This is a genomic window from Paenibacillus contaminans (genome assembly GCF_003285015.1).
Lineage (GTDB): Bacteria > Bacillota > Bacilli > Paenibacillales > NBRC-103111 > Paenibacillus_V > Paenibacillus_V contaminans.
Window position 1 is genome coordinate 286,746 of the sequence record NZ_QMFB01000003.1, and the last position, 19,127, is coordinate 305,872.

Here is a 19,127-nt window from a genome sequence, read left to right on the forward strand (position 1 = left end):
ATGCGGGAAGTTCCGCTACTTGGCGGCGGCAACCTTCTTGGTTGCGCCGAGTTTGTTTCTTCTAAGCAGGAACCAAAGCGCGGTCGCGATACATACGGAAGAATACGCGCCGCTCGTAAGACCGAATACTTTGGCAAGAGCAAATAGTTTGATCGATTCGCTGCCGAAAATCATCAAACATACGGCAGCGATCAATACCGTAAGGACGGTATAAACGTTCCGTGCCATCGTTTGCCAAATACTGTGGTTGATTAAATCGGCCAGATCGTTATCCGTCCGCAGCTTCGCAAAGCGCATGTTTTCACGGACACGGTCGAAAATAACGATTTTATCGTTGATCGAATAACCGATCGTTGTGAGTACCGCAGCCAGAAACGGCAAATCGACTTCAAACCGGAAAATCGCGAACATCGCCACGACGAAAAATGCATCGTATAAGATCGCAATGATTGCCGCAATCGCGAAGCGCCATTCGAAACGGATCGTCACGTATATGCAAATCGCTGCGGCTGCGATAAGAACCGCGTAAATGGCCTTGACGCCCATTTCGGTCGCCATATCCGCCGACACCGTATTGACCTCGGTGGATACTTTATCGCCGTATTTTGCCGTCAGAGCGGTTTGGATCTTTTTGATATCGGCATCGCCAAGAATTTCATCGAAGCGAACGGAAGTACGTTCGTTGTTTGCGCCCATCGTCACGACGTATCCTTCGAAGCCTTCGTCCGACACCAGCTTCTCCACCTGCTGTTTTTCGGTAGATTGGCCGAGGCTCGCGTCTATTGTCGTACCTGCTTTAAAGTCAACCCCGAAATGCATGCCCGCCGCAATCAGCGTAATGATGCCTACGATCGTGACCAGAATGGAGAAGGCAAAAAATTTATTGCGGTGTTTGACGAAGTCAAAGTGAATTTTAGAGTTCACGAATTTCTGCCTCCTTTACTCCATAATACGCCGGTTTCGTAAACAAATTGCTGCGAATTAGCAAATGGATAAGCAATCTTGAGAAAAAGATGTTCGTAATGATACTGATGATCGTACTCATGATCGCCGTCAATGCAAAGCCGCGAATACCCCCGTTGCCGAACGTGTACAAAACGCCGCTCGCGATGATGTTCGTAATGTTGGCATCCATGATCGTCCGGAACGAGTGCTTGGAGCCGGCGCGCAGCGACGAAAGCAAGCTTTTGCCGCTTCGAATTTCCTCTTTAATCCGCTCGTACATGATGATGTTCGCGTCGACCGCCATTCCGACCCCCAGAACGAAGGCGGCAATACCCGGCAGGGTAAGCGTCGCTTTCATCAGGTAGAACGCGAGCAGCAGAAGCCATACGTACGTAACGATCGTAATGCTGGCGACTACCCCCGGCAATCTATAGAAAATAAGCATGAACGCCAAAATAATGACCGAAGCGATGATCCCCGCTTTAACCGTCTGATCGAGCGACAATTGTCCCAGCGAAGCGCCTACGCTTTGCGTATATTTCTCGGTCAGGTTAAGCGGCAGCGCGCCCAGGTTGATCGTGTTGGCGAGATTGTTCGCTTCTTCGAACGTAAAGCGCCCCGTAATGACCGCCGTGTCTTGATTGATGACCGTATCGATACGCGGATTCGAAATCATTTCGTCATCCAAGTAGATACCCAGCGAGCTGCCAAGAAGCTTTTTCGTCACTTCGCCGAATTTTTCCGCGCTTTGCAGCTTGATCGCAACGATCGGCTGGTTGTTGTCGTATTGTACAGTCGCCCCGCCCGGAACGAAATCGCGCCCGTCGAGCTCGACCGTGCCGTCCGGTCCTTTAAACAGGAGGTTAGCCGGCTTCTTCAGCGTTTCGCGCACCTTTTCTTCGTCGGTCACGCCCGCGATCCGTACCCGGATGCGGTCTTCGCCTTCGGTCGTAATGTCCGGCTCCGCAATCCCCTGTTTGTCGATACGTTTCTGCAAGCTTCTTGCCGTTTCCTTCAAAGACGCTTTCGTTACCGTTCCGTTCTCGTCTATCGGCGTGGCAACGTATAAAATCTCGAAACCGCCCTTTAAATCCAAGCCGAGTCTAATCTGTTTCACTAAATGAGGACTCGTAATAGCGACCGCGCCCAATGTTAAAACCACGATCAGCAAAAATGCGACGAACCTTTTGGCATTCATTCCGCTGCTTGTCTCCCTTCCATACTCAATATTCCTATTATACTCACGTGCCAAAAACGAGTCAATTTACGACAAAATCTGCAATTACGTCCCAGACGCCCTCCGGAGAGCAGGATAAGCAGGCGCCTGCAAACCGAAAAGTCTTTAATACAGCCCGTTCAACCTGTATACGGTTAACACGTTGCTTGCATAGCCACGAACCATTAATTGGATCGGCGGATGCAGCTATTGACCGGTCAAGGATCAGCTTTCATGGAAGCTCCTCGTAAAACAGAAAAAAAGCTCCCCTAATGACTAAAAGGAGCCGTCCTTGTATATGCGCATCGTCATCCAGTTCATGAATTGAGTCGATTTGAGCGACATAATGTCGTTAACGACCTGATGCAGCGGCGGCGTTCCTTTCTTTTTGTATTTATCGGTGACGCATGCCCATACATCGCGCCATGTCACGCTTTCATAGCCAAGCGATCGAATTTCCGCCGCTTTGCTGATGCACAGGTTTTCAAGCGCGACGGTCATCTGCTCTTCGCCAAGCCGCTCTTCTTCTTCCGGCGTCTGGTTCTCGATCGGACGACCGAACGGAATCTGCAATCGTTCCGTTGCTTCAGGTTTCACTTCTTTTTGTGCAAGCTCCCAGAAGGGCAAGCTGTCTTGCGGTTCGCGGGTGTCGTCCATGGCGGTTATGCGCCCCCTCTATCGAAATGCCGATCGGTTATGTATTCGCTGCGCACGGCGGTAATTCCTTCCTGTACGCCGCTTATCGGCAAATCCTCTATTCCGCCCTAACAAGCCTATCATCGCGCTTCGGCAAAAATGTAGCATGAGCTTGGCCACGAGCCGCATATTGTTGTACAAGACCACCCTTGCATAGGAAGAAGGTAGAGACGTGAGCAAATTGAAGCAGTCGTTCATAACAGGAACTGTGATCCTTTTATTGGCCGGTGTCGTGAACCGGATTTTGGGCTTCGTACCTCGCATCGCGCTCCCTCGCGTCATCGGTCCGGAGGGAGTAGGCATTTATCAGCTCGGATATCCTTTTCTCATTTTTATTATTACGATTATTACCGGGGGCATTCCGCTAGCCGTTGCCAAATTGGTTGCGGAGGCGGACTCGGATGGCGACGAAGCGAAGGTTAAACGCATTTTAAAGCGATCGCTAATCCTTTCCACAAGCCTGGGGTTGTTTTTCACGGTCTGCTCCATGATTTCCGCCAAATGGATTACGACTCACCTGATGACGGATCCGCGCGTTTATTACACGTTTCTGTGCATGAGTCCGATCATTTTGCTCGTTTCCGTTACAGCCGTCATACGCGGTTATTTTCAAGGCCGGCAAAATATGATCCCGACCGCCTCGTCGCAAGTATCCGAAACGGTCGTCCGTATTTTCGGCATGCTGTTGTTCGCGTACTGGATGCTGCCGTATGGAATCGAATTCGCCGCGGCAGGCGCGATGATCGGCGTTACGATCGGCGAGCTTTGCGGGATGGCCGTCATCCTTTTCCACTACTATTTCAGCCGCAATGCTTACAAAAAGAAGGGCAAGCCGCAAACGGAACCGAAAGCCGCCTCCGGCTCGCCCGATGCGCCATTGCTCAAAAGACTTATCCGCATCGCCCTGCCGGTGACTGCAAGCAGGCTTGTCGGCTCGACGTCTTATTTGCTCGAATCGATTTTCATCGCCCACAGCCTAGCGATTGCCGGCGTAGCCGCAGCCGTCGCTACCGCGCAATACGGCATGCTGCAAGGCATGATCATTCCGGTGCTTCTTTTGCCGAGCGCATTGACCTACTCGCTGTCGGTATCGCTCATTCCGTCTTTATCCGAGGCGGCCGCGAATAACGATATGAAGACGATTCACAAAAGAATGCATCAGTCCATTCGGCTTGCTCTCGTTACGGGAGCGCCGTTCGCGGTTATTATGTATGTCCTTGCGGATCCGGTTTGCTATTATTTGTACAAAAATACGGAAATCGGCTCGATGCTGAAAATGATGGCTCCGATCGCGCTGTTCATGTATGTCCAAGCCCCTCTGCAGGCCGCCCTGCAGGCGCTAGACAAACCCGGCACGGCGCTCGTCAATACGTTCGTCGGCTCCGCGCTGAAGCTGCTGCTGATCAGCTTGCTCGCCAGCAAGCCGAACCTCGGTATTTTGGGCGCCGTCATCGCAATCAATATCAATATCGTCGTCGTGACGATCCTGCACTGGAACAGCGTGTCCAAGCTCATTAAGCTTTCGCTGCCGCCTTCCGAATTTTACAAGCTTGGGGCCGCCATCCTCGTAATGGGACTCACCAGCTATGCCGTCATGCGCGCCGATTGGACGGACAATGCCGCACTGCGCTTCGGGGTATCGGCAGGCTTGGGCATCGCCGTTTACTTGCTGTGCATGGCCTGGTTCAAGCTGATCGATCTATACGATCTACGCCGCATTCCGTGGATCGGCAAAAAACTGTAAAAGCCTGTTCCCCCCAAGGAACAGGCTACTTCCTCTTCTTATCGACAAAAAGCTTGCCCCGATGGTCGATCGAGCAAAAAAACACGTCTTTGAAATCGGACACGCCAAGCGGCTGCAGCTGATTTTTGAGCCAAAACCGGGTTTGTCCGATCTTCTCCAAGTTTTCGTCCTGCACCTTGCCGTCCATAATCAAAGCCAGCGGCAGCCCTGTAAATCGGAATGCATTCGGCGCTCCGGCAATTGGTTGTTGTTCTTCGTTGCGTTTCTTCTCGAGAACCGTCAGCTTGCCCGAGGATTCCAGTATCGCAAATTCGACATCCGCTACGTCGATTACGCGGTTTTGCCGCAGCTGCTGCATCAAATCGTCCAGATTGTACCTTTGCCGCTTCATTTCTTCACGGTCCAGCTGCCCGTTTTTGATCAGGAAGCTCGGCTTGCCGTCAAACAGGCTGCGGATGCGCTGACTGCGCAGCGCCAGCATGGCCAGCCCGATCTGCGTCAGCATCAACGTCAGGATCGGAACGATCCCGTACGTAAGCGGCTTATGAATATCCTCGATAACGAATACGGCGATTTCCGCGATCATGATGAAGATGACAAGATCGAATACGGACAGCTTGCCGATCTCCCGTTTGCCCATCAGCCTCATAACCATAAACACGATAAAGTAAGTCAGCAATGTTCGAAAAAAAAGGCTCCATACTTCCATTGACGCCCTCCCTGCTGCCCTCATCGGGAAAAGAAGGCCCGCTTCGCCACAGCGGTCCGGACCGGCCCGAAAGCACGGACCGCCGCTTGGCGAAGAAGGCCGTTCTTGATCGTTCATGGGTATTCTGACCGCCCAGACCGTTCCTCATACGGAAACGGAATTGCTCAATTGCTGGCAAACGCCATTTTTACATGAGAATAAAGGAAACGTAAATCGTGGAAATCGCCAAGGAGATAAGCGTAACCGGTAAGCCTATTTTCAAAAACGCGGCGAAAGAAAGCGGCTTTCCTTCCTTCCCAGCCATACCTGCCGCAATCATGTTCGCCGATGCGCCGATCAGCGTTCCGTTCCCCCCCAGAGACGCGCCTAACGCAAGCGACCACCAAATCGGATCCAATGCTTCATCCTGAACCCCTAATTGTACGCCGATATCCTTGATCATCGGAATCATCGACGCTACGAACGGGATATTGTCAACCGTAGCTGAGGCGATCCCCGACACCCACAGAACGATCATGGCGATAAATGGAATGTTCGCCTCCGTCATTTCCAGCAGCGAGGTCGTGATTTTACCGATAATGCCCGTTTCGGTCAGACCGCCGACAAGTACGAAGAGCCCTGCGAAGAACAACACCGTAACCCATTCAACCGAGTGAAACACATCCTCAGCCTTTATATCTTTGACACTGATCAGCATGAGCAGCGTCGCGCCGGCAATCGCCACAACCGCCGCTTCTACTTGAATCGCGCTGTGCAGCAAGAAGCCAAGCAGCGTCAGGCCGAGGACGATAAGCGATTTTATGGCGAGCGCTTTGTTTTTGATGCAGCCTCCCGCGTCGATTGTCATCAATTCCGCTTTTTGTTTATCGGCGATTCGCAGCTGCGCACCGTACCATAAGCGAAGAAAAAGCAGCGTAACGGCCAAAATAACGACGGCAACCGGCGCAAGGTTGAGGAGGAAATCGTTGAAATCGAGATGCGTCGCCGTACCGATCATCATGTTTGGCGGAGAACCGATCAGCGTTGCCGTACCGCCGATGTTGGCGGCGAGTATTTCCGAAATCAAATACGGAATCGGATTCAGCTTCAGCACGCGAGTAATCGTGAAAGTAACCGGCACCATCAGCAGCACCGTCGTAACATTGTCCATAAACGCCGATCCGACGGCCGTCACGAGCGACAGCATCAGCAAGATGCGGATAGGCTCTCCTTTGGCTATTTGTGCGGACTTGATCGCTATGTATTGGAAAATACCGCTTTTATTTACGATGCCGACAAGCAGCATCATGCCGACGAGCAAGAAAATCGTTTGCCATTCGATATAATGACTGTAGGCCATTTTCATATCGGCGATACCCAATAGGATCAAAAGCAAGGCGCCTGCCAAGGCAATGATCGCCCGGTTGATTTTATCGGTAATGATGACGGCATAACTTACGAGAAAAATGACTGCAGCGCTGACCACCTGCCAAGTTGCCGCTTGTGAAGCTATTTCCATATTTCGCACTTCCTTTCCATAGAACGTTCCAATCGCTTGCCAGAAAACCATACCTTATTACGCCTTGTCCCCGAAACGGTTGCGATATTATGCCGGCACAGTACTATTTTACACGGCTTGACCATAAAATGGTGATAGAATTTGTCCAAACGAAAATGATTCCTGGAGGGACCGATTATGAATGCAATGAACAAAGTCTCCCAAGTGCGCATAGGATCGCCGCTTATAAGGGGATTGGTCTACGCTTTTATCGCAATGGGCTTAGCGACGCTCGTCACTTCATTCATCCTTATGCTGACGGATCAAAAAGAAGAATCGCTTCCTTCGTTCGCCTACATCATTCATGCAGGATCCCTTCTAATAGGCGGTTTTGTCAGCGGAAAGCGTGCAAAAAACAAAGGCTGGTACCATGGCGGTTTGCTGGGCGTCCTGTATGCTGTTATTATATTTATAATTGCTTTTCTTAGCTTCGATCAAGGTATCGATTTGCAATCGGTTAAGTTTCTCGGCACAGCTTTCGGATCGGGCGTTATAGGCGGAATACTTGGCGTAAACGCATCAAAATAACATTTCACCTTTCTTCTGAAATTATGGTATACTGTCATAGCTATTTCTTTGCCGTTCCTTTCCGACCATAATTTAGGAGGAAACGTTCGATGTTTGTATTCCAATCGATGAATACCGTGACGATAGCCATCGTAGCGACGACAATCGTATTGTTGCTGGTATCGATGCGCAATAATCCGCTTCTTGTTGCGGGGTCGTTCGTCCAGGAAATATTTACGAACCGCAAATACTTATTTCATTTTGCAGCGATGATCGCCATACTCGTTTTCAACAAAATTGAGCAGATGATTGAGGACAGTATGACGTATCAAACCGATTTTACATCGGCCGTTCACCGTTTGGAAGGCGATATCGTGCCTTTCATTCAGCACTACTTCCAGAACGACATATTGACTTATATTTCGACCTTTTTTTATGTCGTAATATTTCCGACCCTGATGGTCGTATCTATCGGTCTTTATACCTATAGAAAACAATACACGTTGTTCTACTCGATTTGTTACGCTTTAATGTTCAACTACATGATCGCTATACCGTTTTACTTATTTTTTCCGGTAAACGAGGTTTGGTCCTATCATCCGGATGTTCAGCTGCTGATGACGAACGTTTTTCCGACCTTTGAAACCGATTATCGCCCTTTGTCCGGCCTGGACAATTGCTTCCCGAGCCTGCATACGTCGATCTCCGTTTCGATGGCGGTTATTGCGATGAAATCGAACAACAAGTTTTGGCGATGGTTTACCCTTATCAGCGCCGTTTTCATCATCTTCTCGATTTTTTACCTTGGCGTCCACTGGCTGACCGATATGGGCGGAGGATTGCTGCTCGGCATATTCGCATCGCGCATGGCGCTTCGCATAAGCGAAGGCCGTTCGCTGATCGGCGCTTTCATGGGCTACGAGAAAGAAAGACATTTCGGCAAATAACTAAAGTCCCGACGAACTGGGGCCATGACACTAAGCAGGCGAAGCGGCCTGCTTTTTTTTAATCTTAGAAAGCATATCTCCCTGATTGTTCGAATCTATGCGAATTATCATATACAATTCGTCACTTTGCGTTAATTTCGTTACTTCTTCGCGAAACATCATATAGAATTCATCGTTTTCGTGAATCTCCGATCATTCTATTCGAAAAATCATACAGGTTAAAAGGATCTGTAGGAAGCCACTTGCATAAACAACAAAAAGAACGAACGATCTCCTTAACGGAAACCGGTCGTTCTTTGGGTCATTGCCTATGTATCCTTCGATGAATCTAATCTTTTTCGACGCCAGCGGCTTTATCCGCTTTTTTCTCTTCGCTTTTCTTCTCCTCGGTTGCAACAGAAGCGCTCGCTTGCGAAACCGAATTGATCGCCGAGCGGTCAAACGTCATTTTCGTCGCGTCATTAACGCGCAGCACGACGATATCGTCGGTAATCTCGATAATCGTTCCGTGCAAACCGCCGATCGTTACGACCTTGTCCCCTTTTTTCACCTGGTTCAGCATGGCGTTACGCGTCTTTTGACGTTTTTGCTGGGGGCGAATAAGCAGGAAGTAAAGCACGACGAACATCAAAGCTAGCGGCCACAGCGATAAAAGCATGTTCGGTGAACTCTCGCCCGCGGCATCAGCTAAATATAACATGAGGTTTCCCTCCCTTCCTTAGAATCAACTCAACTTATACTTATACGTAAAGAGAGAACAACGGTTTCAAGTTTTTGAATTTTCGCTATCGGATCCCGTTCTGAATGCGTTTGCGCGAAAGGACAGACGAGAACTGACGGTTTGCGTCAGAACCCTTTGCCGTTCGCCTCCATGCCGTACTTATCGAAAAATTCGTCCCGGAAATCGAGCAGACGGTCTTCGCGAATCGCTTGACGAACGCCGCGCATCAGCTCCAGCAGGAAATGAAGATTATGATAGGTCGTTAACCGGATCCCGAACGTTTCATCGGCCTTAATCAGATGTCTGATATAAGCGCGGGAGTAGTTGGTGCATGTGTAGCAGCTGCAATTCGGATCCAGCGGACCGAAGTCTTCCATATGCTTCGCATTGCGGATGACAAGTCTGCCTTCGCTGGTCATGCATGTGCCGTTGCGCGCAATACGCGTAGGCAGTACGCAATCGAACATATCGATGCCGCGGATCGAACCTTCCACCAAAGCGTCCGGCGAGCCTACGCCCATCAAGTAACGCGGCTTGCCTCCGGGAAGAAGCGGCACAGTAGTTTCAAGCACCTCGTACATCAGATGCTTCGGTTCGCCTACGCTCAATCCACCAATAGCATACCCCGGGAAATCAAGGGAAGTCAAATCGGCAGCGCTTTGTTTCCGCAAATCGGCATACATGCCGCCCTGAACGATTGCAAAAAGTCCCTGATCATGCGGTCGGGCATGGCTTTGCAGGCAGCGCTCCGCCCAGCGGGAAGTCCGCTCCAGCGACTGCTTGACATAGTCGTACTCCGCCGGATAAGGCGCACATTCGTCAAAGGCCATCATAATGTCGGAGCCCAGCGCATTCTGAATCTCCATCGCCTTCTCCGGAGAAATAAACAGCTTATCGCCGTTCAAATGCGAACGAAACTCGACGCCTTCTTCGCGTATTTTGCGGATGTCGCTCAAGCTGAATACTTGAAACCCTCCGCTGTCGGTCAGAATCGGGCGGTCCCAATTCATAAATTTATGAAGGCCGCCGGCCCGTTTCACCAGGTCATGCCCCGGGCGAAGAAACAGATGGTACGTATTGCTCAAAATAATGTGCGCATCCATCTGCTTCAATTCTTCCGGACTCATCGTTTTAACCGTAGCCTGCGTGCCGACCGGCATAAACGCCGGCGTTTCGATAACGCCATGCGGGGTATGAACGCGTCCGAGCCGCGCGCCGCTCTGCTTGCATACCTTTAATAACTCATACGTAACTGCTGCCACAAACAATCGCATCCTTTAACATAATGAAAATAAATACGAAACCAAGCCTCCGGCAAAGATGTAACATGCGGATTCGACCCTTGGCGCGAGCCGTATCTCAATAAATAAACATCGCATCGCCGAAGCTGAAAAACCGGTATTCCTGCTCGACCGCTTCACGATAGGCCTTCAGCACCGATTCCCGCCCTGCAATCGCGCTGATCAGCATCAGCAAAGTCGATTTCGGCAAATGGAAATTGGTAAGAAGAGCATCTACCGCCAGAAGCTTCACGCCCGGATAAATAAAAATGCCCGTCCATCCGTCGCATGGCTTCAGCGTTCCCGGCCGCAGCCCGTCCGCTTCGCTTATCCGCGCCGCCGTCTCCAGCGTTCTGGCGGAGGTCGTGCCGATTGCGATTACGCGCCGTCCGGCGGATTTCGCCCGGTTTACGGCATCCGCCGTTTCCTGCGGCACATGAAAATATTCCTCGTGCATCGTATGCTCTTCGACGCGTTCCACGGCTACGGGACGAAACGTTCCTAGCCCGACATGCAGCGTTACATAAGCAATCTCGACACCTTTAGCGGCAATTTCGCGCAGATACGGCTCCGTAAAATGAAGTCCTGCCGTCGGTGCGGCGGCAGAGCCCTCGTTTCTGGCATATACCGTTTGATAGCGTTCCTTCTCGTCGGCAGGAAGCTGTTCTTTGATATAAGGCGGCAGCGGCATCTGTCCGAGCCGGTCGAGAATTTCATTAAAAATGCCCTTGTACGTAAAACGAAGCACGCGTATTCCCATTTCGCCTTCTTCTTCAATAAAGGCTTTCAAAAGCGGCTCTTCGTTTACCGAAGCTTCGCTAGCGGACGAGGAAGCACCTGCACCGCCGATCGTTTCGTTCCCGCGTATGCCGAAAGATACGGTTGCGCCTTTCTTAAGCCTTTTGCCGGGTTTGACCAGCGCTTCCCAACGATCGTCGCCCAGCGCTTTTAACAGCAATATTTCCGCTTTGGAGCCCGTATCCGATTTTACGCCAAAAAGCCGGGCTGGAATGACCCGCGTGTCGTTCAACACGAGCACGTCCCCGGCTTGTAAATATTGAATAAGATCGGAAAACTGCCGGTGCCCGATTGCACCGGTAGATTTATCCAGCGTTAGCAAACGCGATTGCAGCCGATCGGCAAGCGGCGTTTGCGCGATGAGCCGCTCCGGCAGCTCGAAATCAAACAATTCGACGTCCATCCGTTTTCAGTCCTTACCTATTTTGAGACCTGTATAGTAGTATTGCAAAATGCGTTTATAGTCATACCCTTGTTCTGCTAGCCCTCGCGCTCCCCATTGGGACATGCCGAGTCCGTGACCGTTCCCTTGCCCGGTAAACGTAAACATCGTCTCCTTGGTCAATACGCGGGCTTGCCCGTCTTTCCCCACGGCCACCCACTGTTCCTGGGTCAACGCCGTCTGTTTGCCGGATGCGGCGCTTCCGGTCACATATAGCGTTCCGCCTGCTTCAGGCAGCGTACGGGATGCCCCGCCCGCTCCCAATATAGTATAACTTCCCGTTTCTTCAATTTCAAACTTCGTACTCGGCAAGCTCATAAATGCGGATCGAAACGTATCGCCATATGGAACGTTGATGGCTTGCCCGTTCGCCTTCACTTCCGCCGCGCGCCCGGATTCGCCCCGCTTCGTAACTTCAAGCTGCCGTAAATCGCCGGTAACGGCTTTAGGTACGACCGAATTGATCTTGTCTCGCAGCTCCGCAGCCTTGAACGGGCCGCGCTGCCATTGATACGAGTTCGAATCCTCCACTTTGCGGATGACCGTCACTTTGTCCTTCATATTCAGCGTGCCGGTAACCGGACCGTTGGCATTGTCGGTCGTCGGCGCCGAACGTATGTTTACGCCGTTCTCCGTCGGCTCCATAATCGTCAAGCCCGCAGCATTTACCGATCCGGTATCGCGGACAAGTGCCGAATTCACGTAGCCGATCGAGCCGTCCGCCAATGCAACTTGATACCAAGGCACGCGGCCTTTGGCTGCACCCTCGTCAGGGCTCGTTACGCTTTGGATATACGAAACCGGATTGCCCCAAACCTCCGTCGGCTCAGACGTCTTCCCGCCTGCATTCGCGGAAAAATACGGCATCACTACCGCTCCGTCGGGACCGACCAGCACTTCCCCCCGCGTCGCATCGACGGCTTGCATGACGTCCGCGGCTTCTTCGCCGTAATAAGCCTGATCCACGGTGGAATCGCTGACATGGGCGATTTCGTATTTATTGCCCTGCTTCAGGGCGTAGGAGCGAGCCGTGACCGCTTGCGCCTTCAGCGCTTCCGCCGGCCAGCCTTTGCCCATCTCGGCGGTTACGACCGAGTACAAATATTGCTCGAACGGCAGCTCGTTGATTAAAGCCAGCTGTCCGTTATAAACGCTTGCTTCCATCGTCCCGCGATAGGTCCGGCCGGATTTTTCGGCTACCTTGATTTCGCCTTGCTTCGGGACGATCGTGATCTTCCGTCCGTTATCGCTGAACTGCAAATGGATGACGGACGGCTTGCCCGCCCCTGACGAAACATCCTCCCGCTTCACCAGATAAGCGGCTTTAGCGTCAGCCGGCTGAAGGGCGAGATCCGGAACGGCTTTGACGGCAAGCTGCTGTCTGGCATTCAAACGATCCGCATCGGCTTCTCCGCCTATCCAAACGGCGTATGCCGCTCCGCCTTTGCCGTCTTCCGTATAAACGAGCTCCGAATCGACTCCCGCTGCCGCGAGCGAGGCTTGCTTGGCGGCGGCCTCCGGCTCGCTTACGAATACGCCTGCCGACAAATATAAAGGACCGGTAAGCGACGGAGCCGCGGAAAGCTTGGAGATTTCGGCATTTTTCATAAGCTCGAACATCGCTGTCGCCGCTTTATCCTTCGTAGGATAAGCGCCTGCCGACACTTGGTACACGGCCTTCCCTTGCCGGGTCCGTTTCCACGTCGATACGGCATAACCCATTTTCTGCAGCTTGTCCGTCAACGCTCCTGCTTTAGCCGCATCTTCCGTCTCAAGCGCCGTAAACCCGTACTGATCGGCGCTTAGCCGAACGGTTTGCAAAGTATCCCCGCCCAGCCAAGGTATGAATGCCGAAGGGTATGTAAGGCCTGCCGTTAACCCTTTGTCGGAAGATAGTGTCGCAATCGGCTTGGAAGCCCTATATTTCCCGTTATCCAAAAACAAAGCTACCCGGATCGTATCCAGTGTCAAAGCGCTCGATCCGGCATCCGCGTGAACCGGCATCGGCTGCTGAAACGGCACCGCCGCCGTTAACATCGATATGGCCAAACCGGCGATCAGACGCCGTTTATTACGTTTGTTCATCGCTAACGTATTCCCCCCTCACATGTTGTCGCTAGCAGAGGTTGTTTTAAAAGCCCACTTTTGATAACGAAGTAGAACGGAGGGTTTATTCGACATCGAAACTTGCTTACATCCACCCTTTTCGGTTCTGAAAAGCAGCCATTTAAAACTCGCACTAGCAGTAAAGACGCCTGCATGTTACGAAAGTTCCGGTGCAAAACGAAAAGAATTTCAATTGTCCCCGCGCTTCGGCGGCTCATAGCCCAGATGGCGATAGGCGAGCGGCGTCACCATCCGGCCGCGCGGCGTTCTTTGCAGGAAGCCGATTTGGAGCAAATACGGCTCGTATACGTCCTCGATCGTTTGGCTTTCTTCGCCGATCGTCGCGGCAATCGTCTCGAGTCCTACCGGCCCTCCTTGAAAGCTCGTAATGATCGAATGAATCATTTTATGATCGATGAGGTCGAGGCCCAGCTTGTCGACTTGGATTTGCTCCAATGCCGTACCGGCTATCGCTTCGGTAATAATGCCGTCGCCTTGAATTTGCGCGAAATCGCGGACCCGCTTTAGCAACCGGTTTGCGATACGCGGCGTCCCCCGCGAGCGCATGCCGATTTCCTGCGCCGCTTCCCCCACGATAGGCACCTGCAAAATTTCCGAGGTCCGGCTGACGATATAAGTTAATTCATCTATTGTATAGTATTCCAGCCGGCTTACGACGCCGAACCGATCGCGCAGCGGGGCGGAAAGCAGTCCTGCGCGCGTCGTTGCGCCGATCAGCGTAAATTTAGGCAGGTCCAAGCGCACCGAACGGGCGCTCGGCCCCTTGCCGATCATGATGTCGAGCGCGAAATCCTCCATCGCCGGATAAAGCACCTCTTCCACCGTACGGTGAAGCCGGTGTATTTCGTCGATAAACAGCACGTCGCCTTCCTGCAGATTCGTCAGCAGCGCAGCCAAATCGCCGGGCCGTTCGATCGCAGGGCCGGAGGTCGTGCGGATGTTGACGCCGAGCTCGTTGGCGATGATATTCGACAGCGTCGTTTTGCCAAGCCCCGGAGGGCCGTACAGCAGCACGTGATCGAGTGCCTCGCGGCGCTGCTTGGCCGCTTCGATAAACACCTTAAGGTTTTCCTTGGCCTTAGACTGGCCGATATATTCCGATAATAAACGCGGACGAAGGCTAAGCTCGGCGGCTTGGTCTTCCACCATCAACTGAGCCGAAATGATGCGGTCTTCCATAATCGTCCTCCTTGTCCGTTACCCTCTAAAAAGCGCCTGCAGCGCAAGCTTGACAAACGTATCCGGCTTTTCCAAGCCGGTAGCCTTATCCCGTACCGCCGGCCAAACGCGGTCTATCTCGGTCTCGCTGTAGCCCAGCGCGACAAGCGCCATTTTGGCTTCCTTCCAGGCGCCGCCGCCCTGCCCCTCCGCCATCTCTTTCTCGGTCGCAAATGCCGCCGCTACAGGAATCAGACCGCCCACAGGCAAATCCGCCAGCTTATCCTTCATATCCAAAATAATGCGCTGAGCGGTCTTCTTGCCGATTCCCGGCAGCCGCGTCAGAAATGCGATATTTTCTTGATAAATCGCCGAAATGACCGCTTCCGGCCGTCCCGCCGACAAAATGCCGAGGGCCACCTTGGGGCCGATTCCCGAAACGTCCAGCAGCTTGCGGAACAATGCCTGCTCCTCGCGGCTCAAAAAGCCGAACAGCAGGATGGCGTCCTCGCGGACGTGATGATGGATAAACATCGTGACGGGAGCAGCATCCCCATTCGCGCCGACCGCATATGGATTCGGACAAAATACCCGATAGCCGACGCCGTTCACGTCCAGCACGACGTATTCCGATTCCCGGTGGGCCAGCTGGCCTCGCAAAAAGTCGATCATGTTCGTACTCCCTTCCTCTTCTCCCAGAGGCTTCTCTTCAATCTATTTGATTTTTGTTGACCTTCTATTCTGCTTCTTCGCTTCCTCCATCAACGCGGCAAGCCTGCTTGCCGCAGGGGGCGGATTGTCATTAATCTTGGAGACCATCACATGCGAGTGGGCATGACAGATTGCAACCGCCAACGCATCCGCAACGTCGTCCGGCTTCGGAATGGCCGAGAGGTTAAGGAACATGCGGGTCATTTCCTGCACCTGCCTTTTCTCCGCCTTCCCGTAGCCGACGATTGCCTGCTTGACTTGCAGCGGCGTATATTCCGCAAGCGGCAGTCCTTGCTGCACTGCGGCAAGTATGATGACGCCCCGAGCCTGCGAGACGGCAAACGCAGTCGTGACGTTTTTGTTGAAAAACAGCTTCTCCAGCGCCACGGCGTCTGGTTTATAAGTATCGATTAATTGCTTTGCCGCGTCATAAACCATTTTCAATCGTTCGCCCGGATCCGTATGCGCCTCCGTCTGGATGCAGCCATACTGCACAGGCGTCAGCTTGCTTCCGTTCTTGTCGATAAAGCCGAAGCCGACTATCGCAATCCCCGGGTCGATTCCCAATATGCGCAAGATTGTTCTCTCCCATCCGATCATACGGCGCTCGTTACTTCGTATCGGCCAGGATACGCGAACATATGTATTCCTTCCGCCATTATAGCAGATAGTTGGGGCTACGTTAAGGCTGCACGCAAAAACATAGCCGTTTTCCCCCAGGAAAACAGCTGCCGCAATCGACCGGCAATTCGAATTTCGCCCTTCCTTACGCCGGCAAAAAAGAAAAAGACCTCCGTTCCCCTTAAGAAAAGGAACTTGAGGTCTTTTTCTCCCTTGCAAATCGGAAGCGGAATGCGGCAATGCTTATCGGGCTATTGAGCCAACATAAGCCCGCAAGCCGTCGTCATATTTTCGGCTTCTCGCCGCGTTCCTTCACCGCTTCCACCGCGAAATCGCTGAAGGTTGAAAGTACGCTGTTGAAATCGGCTAAATCGCTGATGCGGATTCCTTCATACAGCTGCCTGATCGACTCTTGAGGCAGACTGCTCTTCAAATGCTCGACATTCAGCTGAAAGAAGGTCCGGATCACTTGATCCCCGCCGGGTACCCCTTCAAAAAGTGACAAATTCCCGTTTTTATCGATGCCGAAATACGCCGTTTCTTTGCATTTGGGCGATAAATCATCGATCCGCTCGATAAACCGGACGTCTCCGCCTGCATGAACCGTTATTTCCCACTGCGGATGCTCTTCGGATAACTTCAAAATATCGTCCTTGCCCATCAATCCGACCTGCTGAGTCTCTTCTCCGCATATGAAGCTCTTTTGCATCGTAACCATTCGTTCATCGACGCCGTTCGCAATCGCATGGAGCGTTTCTTCCTGCTCGCGCGACATTTCCACAACCGGCCGCTCTCTTAGACGGTCGGATGCCGACGCTTGAACGGGGACGGTTGCAGAATCACCCGAAATGCCTGAACCGGCATACAAACGAATTCCTGCAGCAATGCCTGCCACGAGTAGTAAAGAGCCTAACGTCAGCCAACGCTTCTTCGACCGCAAACGCCTTTTCAGCTGCTTTAACAAGCCCGTTAAGTTCACGCGAATCCCCTTCTTCTGAGACTTTTTCTTTATTTTTCCCAGAGAGGAAAAGGATTATACGTATAATTGGCCCGCTCAGCGCATGTTAATCCAAGGGCCTCTGCTTCTGCGTTTTTGGACCGGCTTAACGTTTCTTTTCTTGGGAGCGTTATGCAGGACCGCCTTATCGCTGCCGCCGGATTTCAACTTCGGATCGCTGTGCTCTTCGTTCTCTTCGGCGGTCCGGTTTTCGATCCCGGCATAGCCGTTCATCGCATGCGGAGATTGAAAGTCCGCACCTCCCGCTTCACGCTCTCCAACAACCTGCCCGAAGTTTAACGGCTCCGTGTAAGGTCTTGCATATACGCCGCATGGGTCGCATGGCTGAACGAACGGCGTCTGCCACTGCGTAATCGGCGCCATTGCACCCGGCATCATCATCCCCTGCCCTGCCGCGGCTGGCGTATCCCAGCCGGGAGACATCGCTTGCGGCGAAGCCGTCATCGGGCTTGTGCTTGCCGGATAGGCCGATTGCGGCATTTCCCAGCCGGGAGACATCGCCTGCGGCGAAGCTGTCATCGGGCCGGCGCTTGCCGGGAAAGCCGCTTGCGGCATGCCTGCAGCTGTGTAAGGCGTCGGTACCGGCGCCCAGCCCGCTCCTTGCCAATGAGGATTGCCGTGCGGTTCGCATCCGCCGTCCCAATGGCCCGGCATCCCCCAGATCGGCATTTGCTGCTGAGGCTGTTCAGGCGCAGCTGCGCCCGCAACTTGCTCAGGCTGAACGTACGGCTGCGGCATAGGATGATGGTGTTTGGCTCCGCAGCCGCATGCGCCGATACAGCCGCAGCTTTTTACATGCATGGGCGCTTCCTGCACAGGAGCCATCGCATAGGGCAGCTTCGGTCCGATCGGTCCGATCGGGCCGATTGGCCCGCAGCCGCAGCCGCCTCCCATAGGCTGAATTGCTTGCATAGGCATTTCCATTTGTGCAGGGGCCTGCGCCATCGGCATTTCCATTGGCATTGGCATCGGCATCGGCATTTGCATCGGCATTTGCATCGGCATTTCCATTGGCATCGGCATCATTGGCATCATTGGCATAGCAAACATTTGCGGGAAAGCCGGGGCGCTCTGGAACATCGTCACGTCCGGCGTTTGCATAAATTGCATCGCCTGCTGTTCGTGATGCATCGGCTGTTCGAATGCCGGAGCCGTTTGGGCCGGCTGCCCGTAAAACGGCATGTAGAAGTTTGCCGACTGCGCCATAAATTCCGGTGCCGCCGGCTGACCTTGAACTTCAACGGCCGGCACATTGTACTGAGCGAACAAATGCTCGGTATACAAATGAAGCTCCGGCATTTGCTGCGCTTCAGCGGGTGGCTGCGCCATCGGAACTTGCGCGCTTGGCGCCTCGGCGACAGGCTGCTGAACCTGAGGCATCGGCGCCTCTTCTATGCCGGGAGCCGGCATTGGAGTCGGAACAGGGGCCGGCAGCGGTGTCGGCATCACGCCCGTATACGGCTTATGTCCGCCATATTGCGGCCATTGCATGCCCGCTGATTGGTGATGCATATGATGATGCATCTGTTGGCCCCCGCTATGCTGCATGTGATGCGGCGTTTCAGTGCCTGTCTTCGGCACGAATACGGTCTGCCCCGTCATCAAAATATTAGGGTTTTTAAGCTGCGGATTTGCATCGATCATCGCTTTAAGCGGGATTCCCCAAGCCTTCGCAATTTTCCAAAGCGAATCCCCTTGCTTGACGACATAGGTAAACACATTGTTATTCGGCGGAACGGTCGGTTTTTCTGCAGACGGCACCTTGATTTTCATCCCAATGTCCAGCATATTCGGGTCTTCCAGCTGCGGATTCATTTCGATCAGCGTGGAAAGCTCGACGTCGTACTTTTTCGACAAAGAGTAAAGGGTGTCGCCTTTTTTGACGATATGGATTTTCAAAGCCTATTACCTCCTCCAAGATTGACGCGGTTTGCACCGGCGGTTCAAGAG

17 protein-coding genes are annotated in these 19,127 nt (G+C 52.8%); 3 read left to right on the top strand and 14 right to left on the bottom strand.

What is annotated here, in order from left to right; translation table 11 throughout:
* Positions 1-15: 15 nt before the first annotated feature.
* The 3 genes from secF to DQG23_RS43575 form a co-directional block, all read right to left on the bottom strand.
* Positions 16-924 (bottom strand): protein translocase subunit SecF, encoded by a 909-nt coding sequence (secF, locus tag DQG23_RS07790; RefSeq protein WP_113030253.1) that lies wholly within the window; start codon positions 922-924, stop codon positions 16-18.
* A complete protein-coding gene (gene secD / locus DQG23_RS07795) occupies positions 914-2,143 on the bottom strand; it encodes a protein translocase subunit SecD (RefSeq protein WP_113030254.1) in 1,230 nt (409 codons plus the stop codon). The genes secF and secD overlap by 11 nt, the downstream gene beginning before the upstream one ends.
* A 294-nt stretch (positions 2,144-2,437) precedes the next feature.
* Positions 2,438-2,818, bottom strand: coding sequence for a post-transcriptional regulator (locus DQG23_RS43575; RefSeq protein ID WP_337589392.1), 381 nt, complete (start codon positions 2,816-2,818; stop codon positions 2,438-2,440).
* 211 nt (positions 2,819-3,029) lie between these two features.
* On the opposite strand from DQG23_RS43575, the gene spoVB reads away from it, so the two are divergent.
* Complete coding sequence (spoVB, locus tag DQG23_RS07805; RefSeq protein ID WP_113030255.1) at positions 3,030-4,601, top strand: stage V sporulation protein B; 1,572 nt, start codon at positions 3,030-3,032, stop codon at positions 4,599-4,601.
* A 25-nt stretch (positions 4,602-4,626) separates the two neighbouring features.
* Here spoVB and DQG23_RS07810 read toward each other — a convergent pair whose 3' ends face one another.
* On the bottom strand, positions 4,627-5,310 hold the full coding sequence (locus DQG23_RS07810) for a DUF421 domain-containing protein (protein ID WP_113030256.1): 684 nt from the start codon (positions 5,308-5,310) through the stop codon (positions 4,627-4,629).
* A gap of 187 nt (positions 5,311-5,497) precedes the next feature.
* The gene (locus tag DQG23_RS07815) at positions 5,498-6,808 is read right to left on the bottom strand and encodes an ArsB/NhaD family transporter (protein ID WP_192894561.1); all 1,311 of its coding nucleotides are present in this window, start codon (positions 6,806-6,808) and stop codon (positions 5,498-5,500) included.
* 177 nt (positions 6,809-6,985) lie between these two features.
* On the opposite strand from DQG23_RS07815, the gene DQG23_RS07820 reads away from it, so the two are divergent.
* Complete coding sequence (locus tag DQG23_RS07820; RefSeq protein ID WP_113030257.1) at positions 6,986-7,375, top strand: TIGR04086 family membrane protein; 390 nt, start codon at positions 6,986-6,988, stop codon at positions 7,373-7,375.
* An 89-nt stretch (positions 7,376-7,464) separates the two neighbouring features.
* Entirely contained in the window at positions 7,465-8,301 is an 837-nt protein-coding gene (locus DQG23_RS07825) for a phosphatase PAP2 family protein (RefSeq protein ID WP_113030258.1), read from the top strand.
* A 328-nt stretch (positions 8,302-8,629) separates the two neighbouring features.
* On the opposite strand, the gene yajC is transcribed toward DQG23_RS07825, so the two are convergent.
* From yajC to DQG23_RS42740, 9 genes are all read right to left on the bottom strand, one after another.
* Entirely contained in the window at positions 8,630-9,001 is a 372-nt protein-coding gene (gene yajC / locus DQG23_RS07830; protein ID WP_113030259.1) for a preprotein translocase subunit YajC, read from the bottom strand.
* A 146-nt stretch (positions 9,002-9,147) separates the two neighbouring features.
* Positions 9,148-10,284 carry a tRNA guanosine(34) transglycosylase Tgt gene (tgt, locus tag DQG23_RS07835; RefSeq protein WP_113030476.1) on the bottom strand — a complete coding sequence of 379 codons (1,137 nt, stop codon included), beginning with the start codon at positions 10,282-10,284 and terminating at the stop codon, positions 9,148-9,150.
* A 97-nt stretch (positions 10,285-10,381) separates the two neighbouring features.
* Positions 10,382-11,503 (bottom strand): tRNA preQ1(34) S-adenosylmethionine ribosyltransferase-isomerase QueA, encoded by a 1,122-nt coding sequence (gene queA, locus DQG23_RS07840; RefSeq protein WP_113030260.1) that lies wholly within the window; start codon positions 11,501-11,503, stop codon positions 10,382-10,384.
* Between the two features lie 6 nt (positions 11,504-11,509).
* Positions 11,510-13,627 (bottom strand): SpoIID/LytB domain-containing protein, encoded by a 2,118-nt coding sequence (locus DQG23_RS07845; RefSeq protein ID WP_113030261.1) that lies wholly within the window; start codon positions 13,625-13,627, stop codon positions 11,510-11,512.
* Between the two features lie 210 nt (positions 13,628-13,837).
* Positions 13,838-14,848 (bottom strand): Holliday junction branch migration DNA helicase RuvB, encoded by a 1,011-nt coding sequence (gene ruvB, locus DQG23_RS07850; RefSeq protein ID WP_113030262.1) that lies wholly within the window; start codon positions 14,846-14,848, stop codon positions 13,838-13,840.
* 18 nt (positions 14,849-14,866) lie between these two features.
* Positions 14,867-15,499, bottom strand: coding sequence for a Holliday junction branch migration protein RuvA (gene ruvA, locus DQG23_RS07855; RefSeq protein WP_113030263.1), 633 nt, complete (start codon positions 15,497-15,499; stop codon positions 14,867-14,869).
* 42 nt (positions 15,500-15,541) lie between these two features.
* Positions 15,542-16,114: a crossover junction endodeoxyribonuclease RuvC gene (gene ruvC / locus DQG23_RS07860; RefSeq protein ID WP_113030264.1), complete on the bottom strand. Its 573-nt coding sequence runs from the start codon at positions 16,112-16,114 to the stop codon at positions 15,542-15,544.
* 328 nt (positions 16,115-16,442) lie between these two features.
* Positions 16,443-17,138, bottom strand: a complete 696-nt coding sequence (locus DQG23_RS07865; RefSeq protein WP_238177796.1) for a BofC C-terminal domain-containing protein — start codon at positions 17,136-17,138, stop codon at positions 16,443-16,445.
* A gap of 75 nt (positions 17,139-17,213) precedes the next feature.
* Complete coding sequence (locus DQG23_RS42740) at positions 17,214-19,076, bottom strand: LysM peptidoglycan-binding domain-containing protein (RefSeq protein WP_202865892.1); 1,863 nt, start codon at positions 19,074-19,076, stop codon at positions 17,214-17,216.
* Positions 19,077-19,127 lie beyond the last annotated feature (51 nt).

Bases quoted from the DNA above. Each gene is read 5' to 3' on its own strand.
- secD (WP_113030254.1), bottom strand. From the start codon at position 2,143: ATGAATGCCAAAAGGTTCGTCGCATTTTTGCTGATCGTGGTTTTAACA.
- DQG23_RS43575 (WP_337589392.1), bottom strand. From the start codon at position 2,818: ATGGACGACACCCGCGAACCGCAAGACAGCTTGCCCTTCTGGGAGCTT.
- DQG23_RS07810 (WP_113030256.1), bottom strand. From the start codon at position 5,310: ATGGAAGTATGGAGCCTTTTTTTTCGAACATTGCTGACTTACTTTATC.
- DQG23_RS07815 (WP_192894561.1), bottom strand. From the start codon at position 6,808: ATGGAAATAGCTTCACAAGCGGCAACTTGGCAGGTGGTCAGCGCTGCA.
- DQG23_RS07820 (WP_113030257.1), top strand. From the start codon at position 6,986: ATGAATGCAATGAACAAAGTCTCCCAAGTGCGCATAGGATCGCCGCTT.
- DQG23_RS07825 (WP_113030258.1), top strand. From the start codon at position 7,465: ATGTTTGTATTCCAATCGATGAATACCGTGACGATAGCCATCGTAGCG.
- yajC (WP_113030259.1), bottom strand. From the start codon at position 9,001: ATGTTATATTTAGCTGATGCCGCGGGCGAGAGTTCACCGAACATGCTT.
- queA (WP_113030260.1), bottom strand. From the start codon at position 11,503: ATGGACGTCGAATTGTTTGATTTCGAGCTGCCGGAGCGGCTCATCGCG.
- DQG23_RS07845 (WP_113030261.1), bottom strand. From the start codon at position 13,627: ATGAACAAACGTAATAAACGGCGTCTGATCGCCGGTTTGGCCATATCG.
- ruvB (WP_113030262.1), bottom strand. From the start codon at position 14,848: ATGGAAGACCGCATCATTTCGGCTCAGTTGATGGTGGAAGACCAAGCC.
- ruvA (WP_113030263.1), bottom strand. From the start codon at position 15,499: ATGATCGACTTTTTGCGAGGCCAGCTGGCCCACCGGGAATCGGAATAC.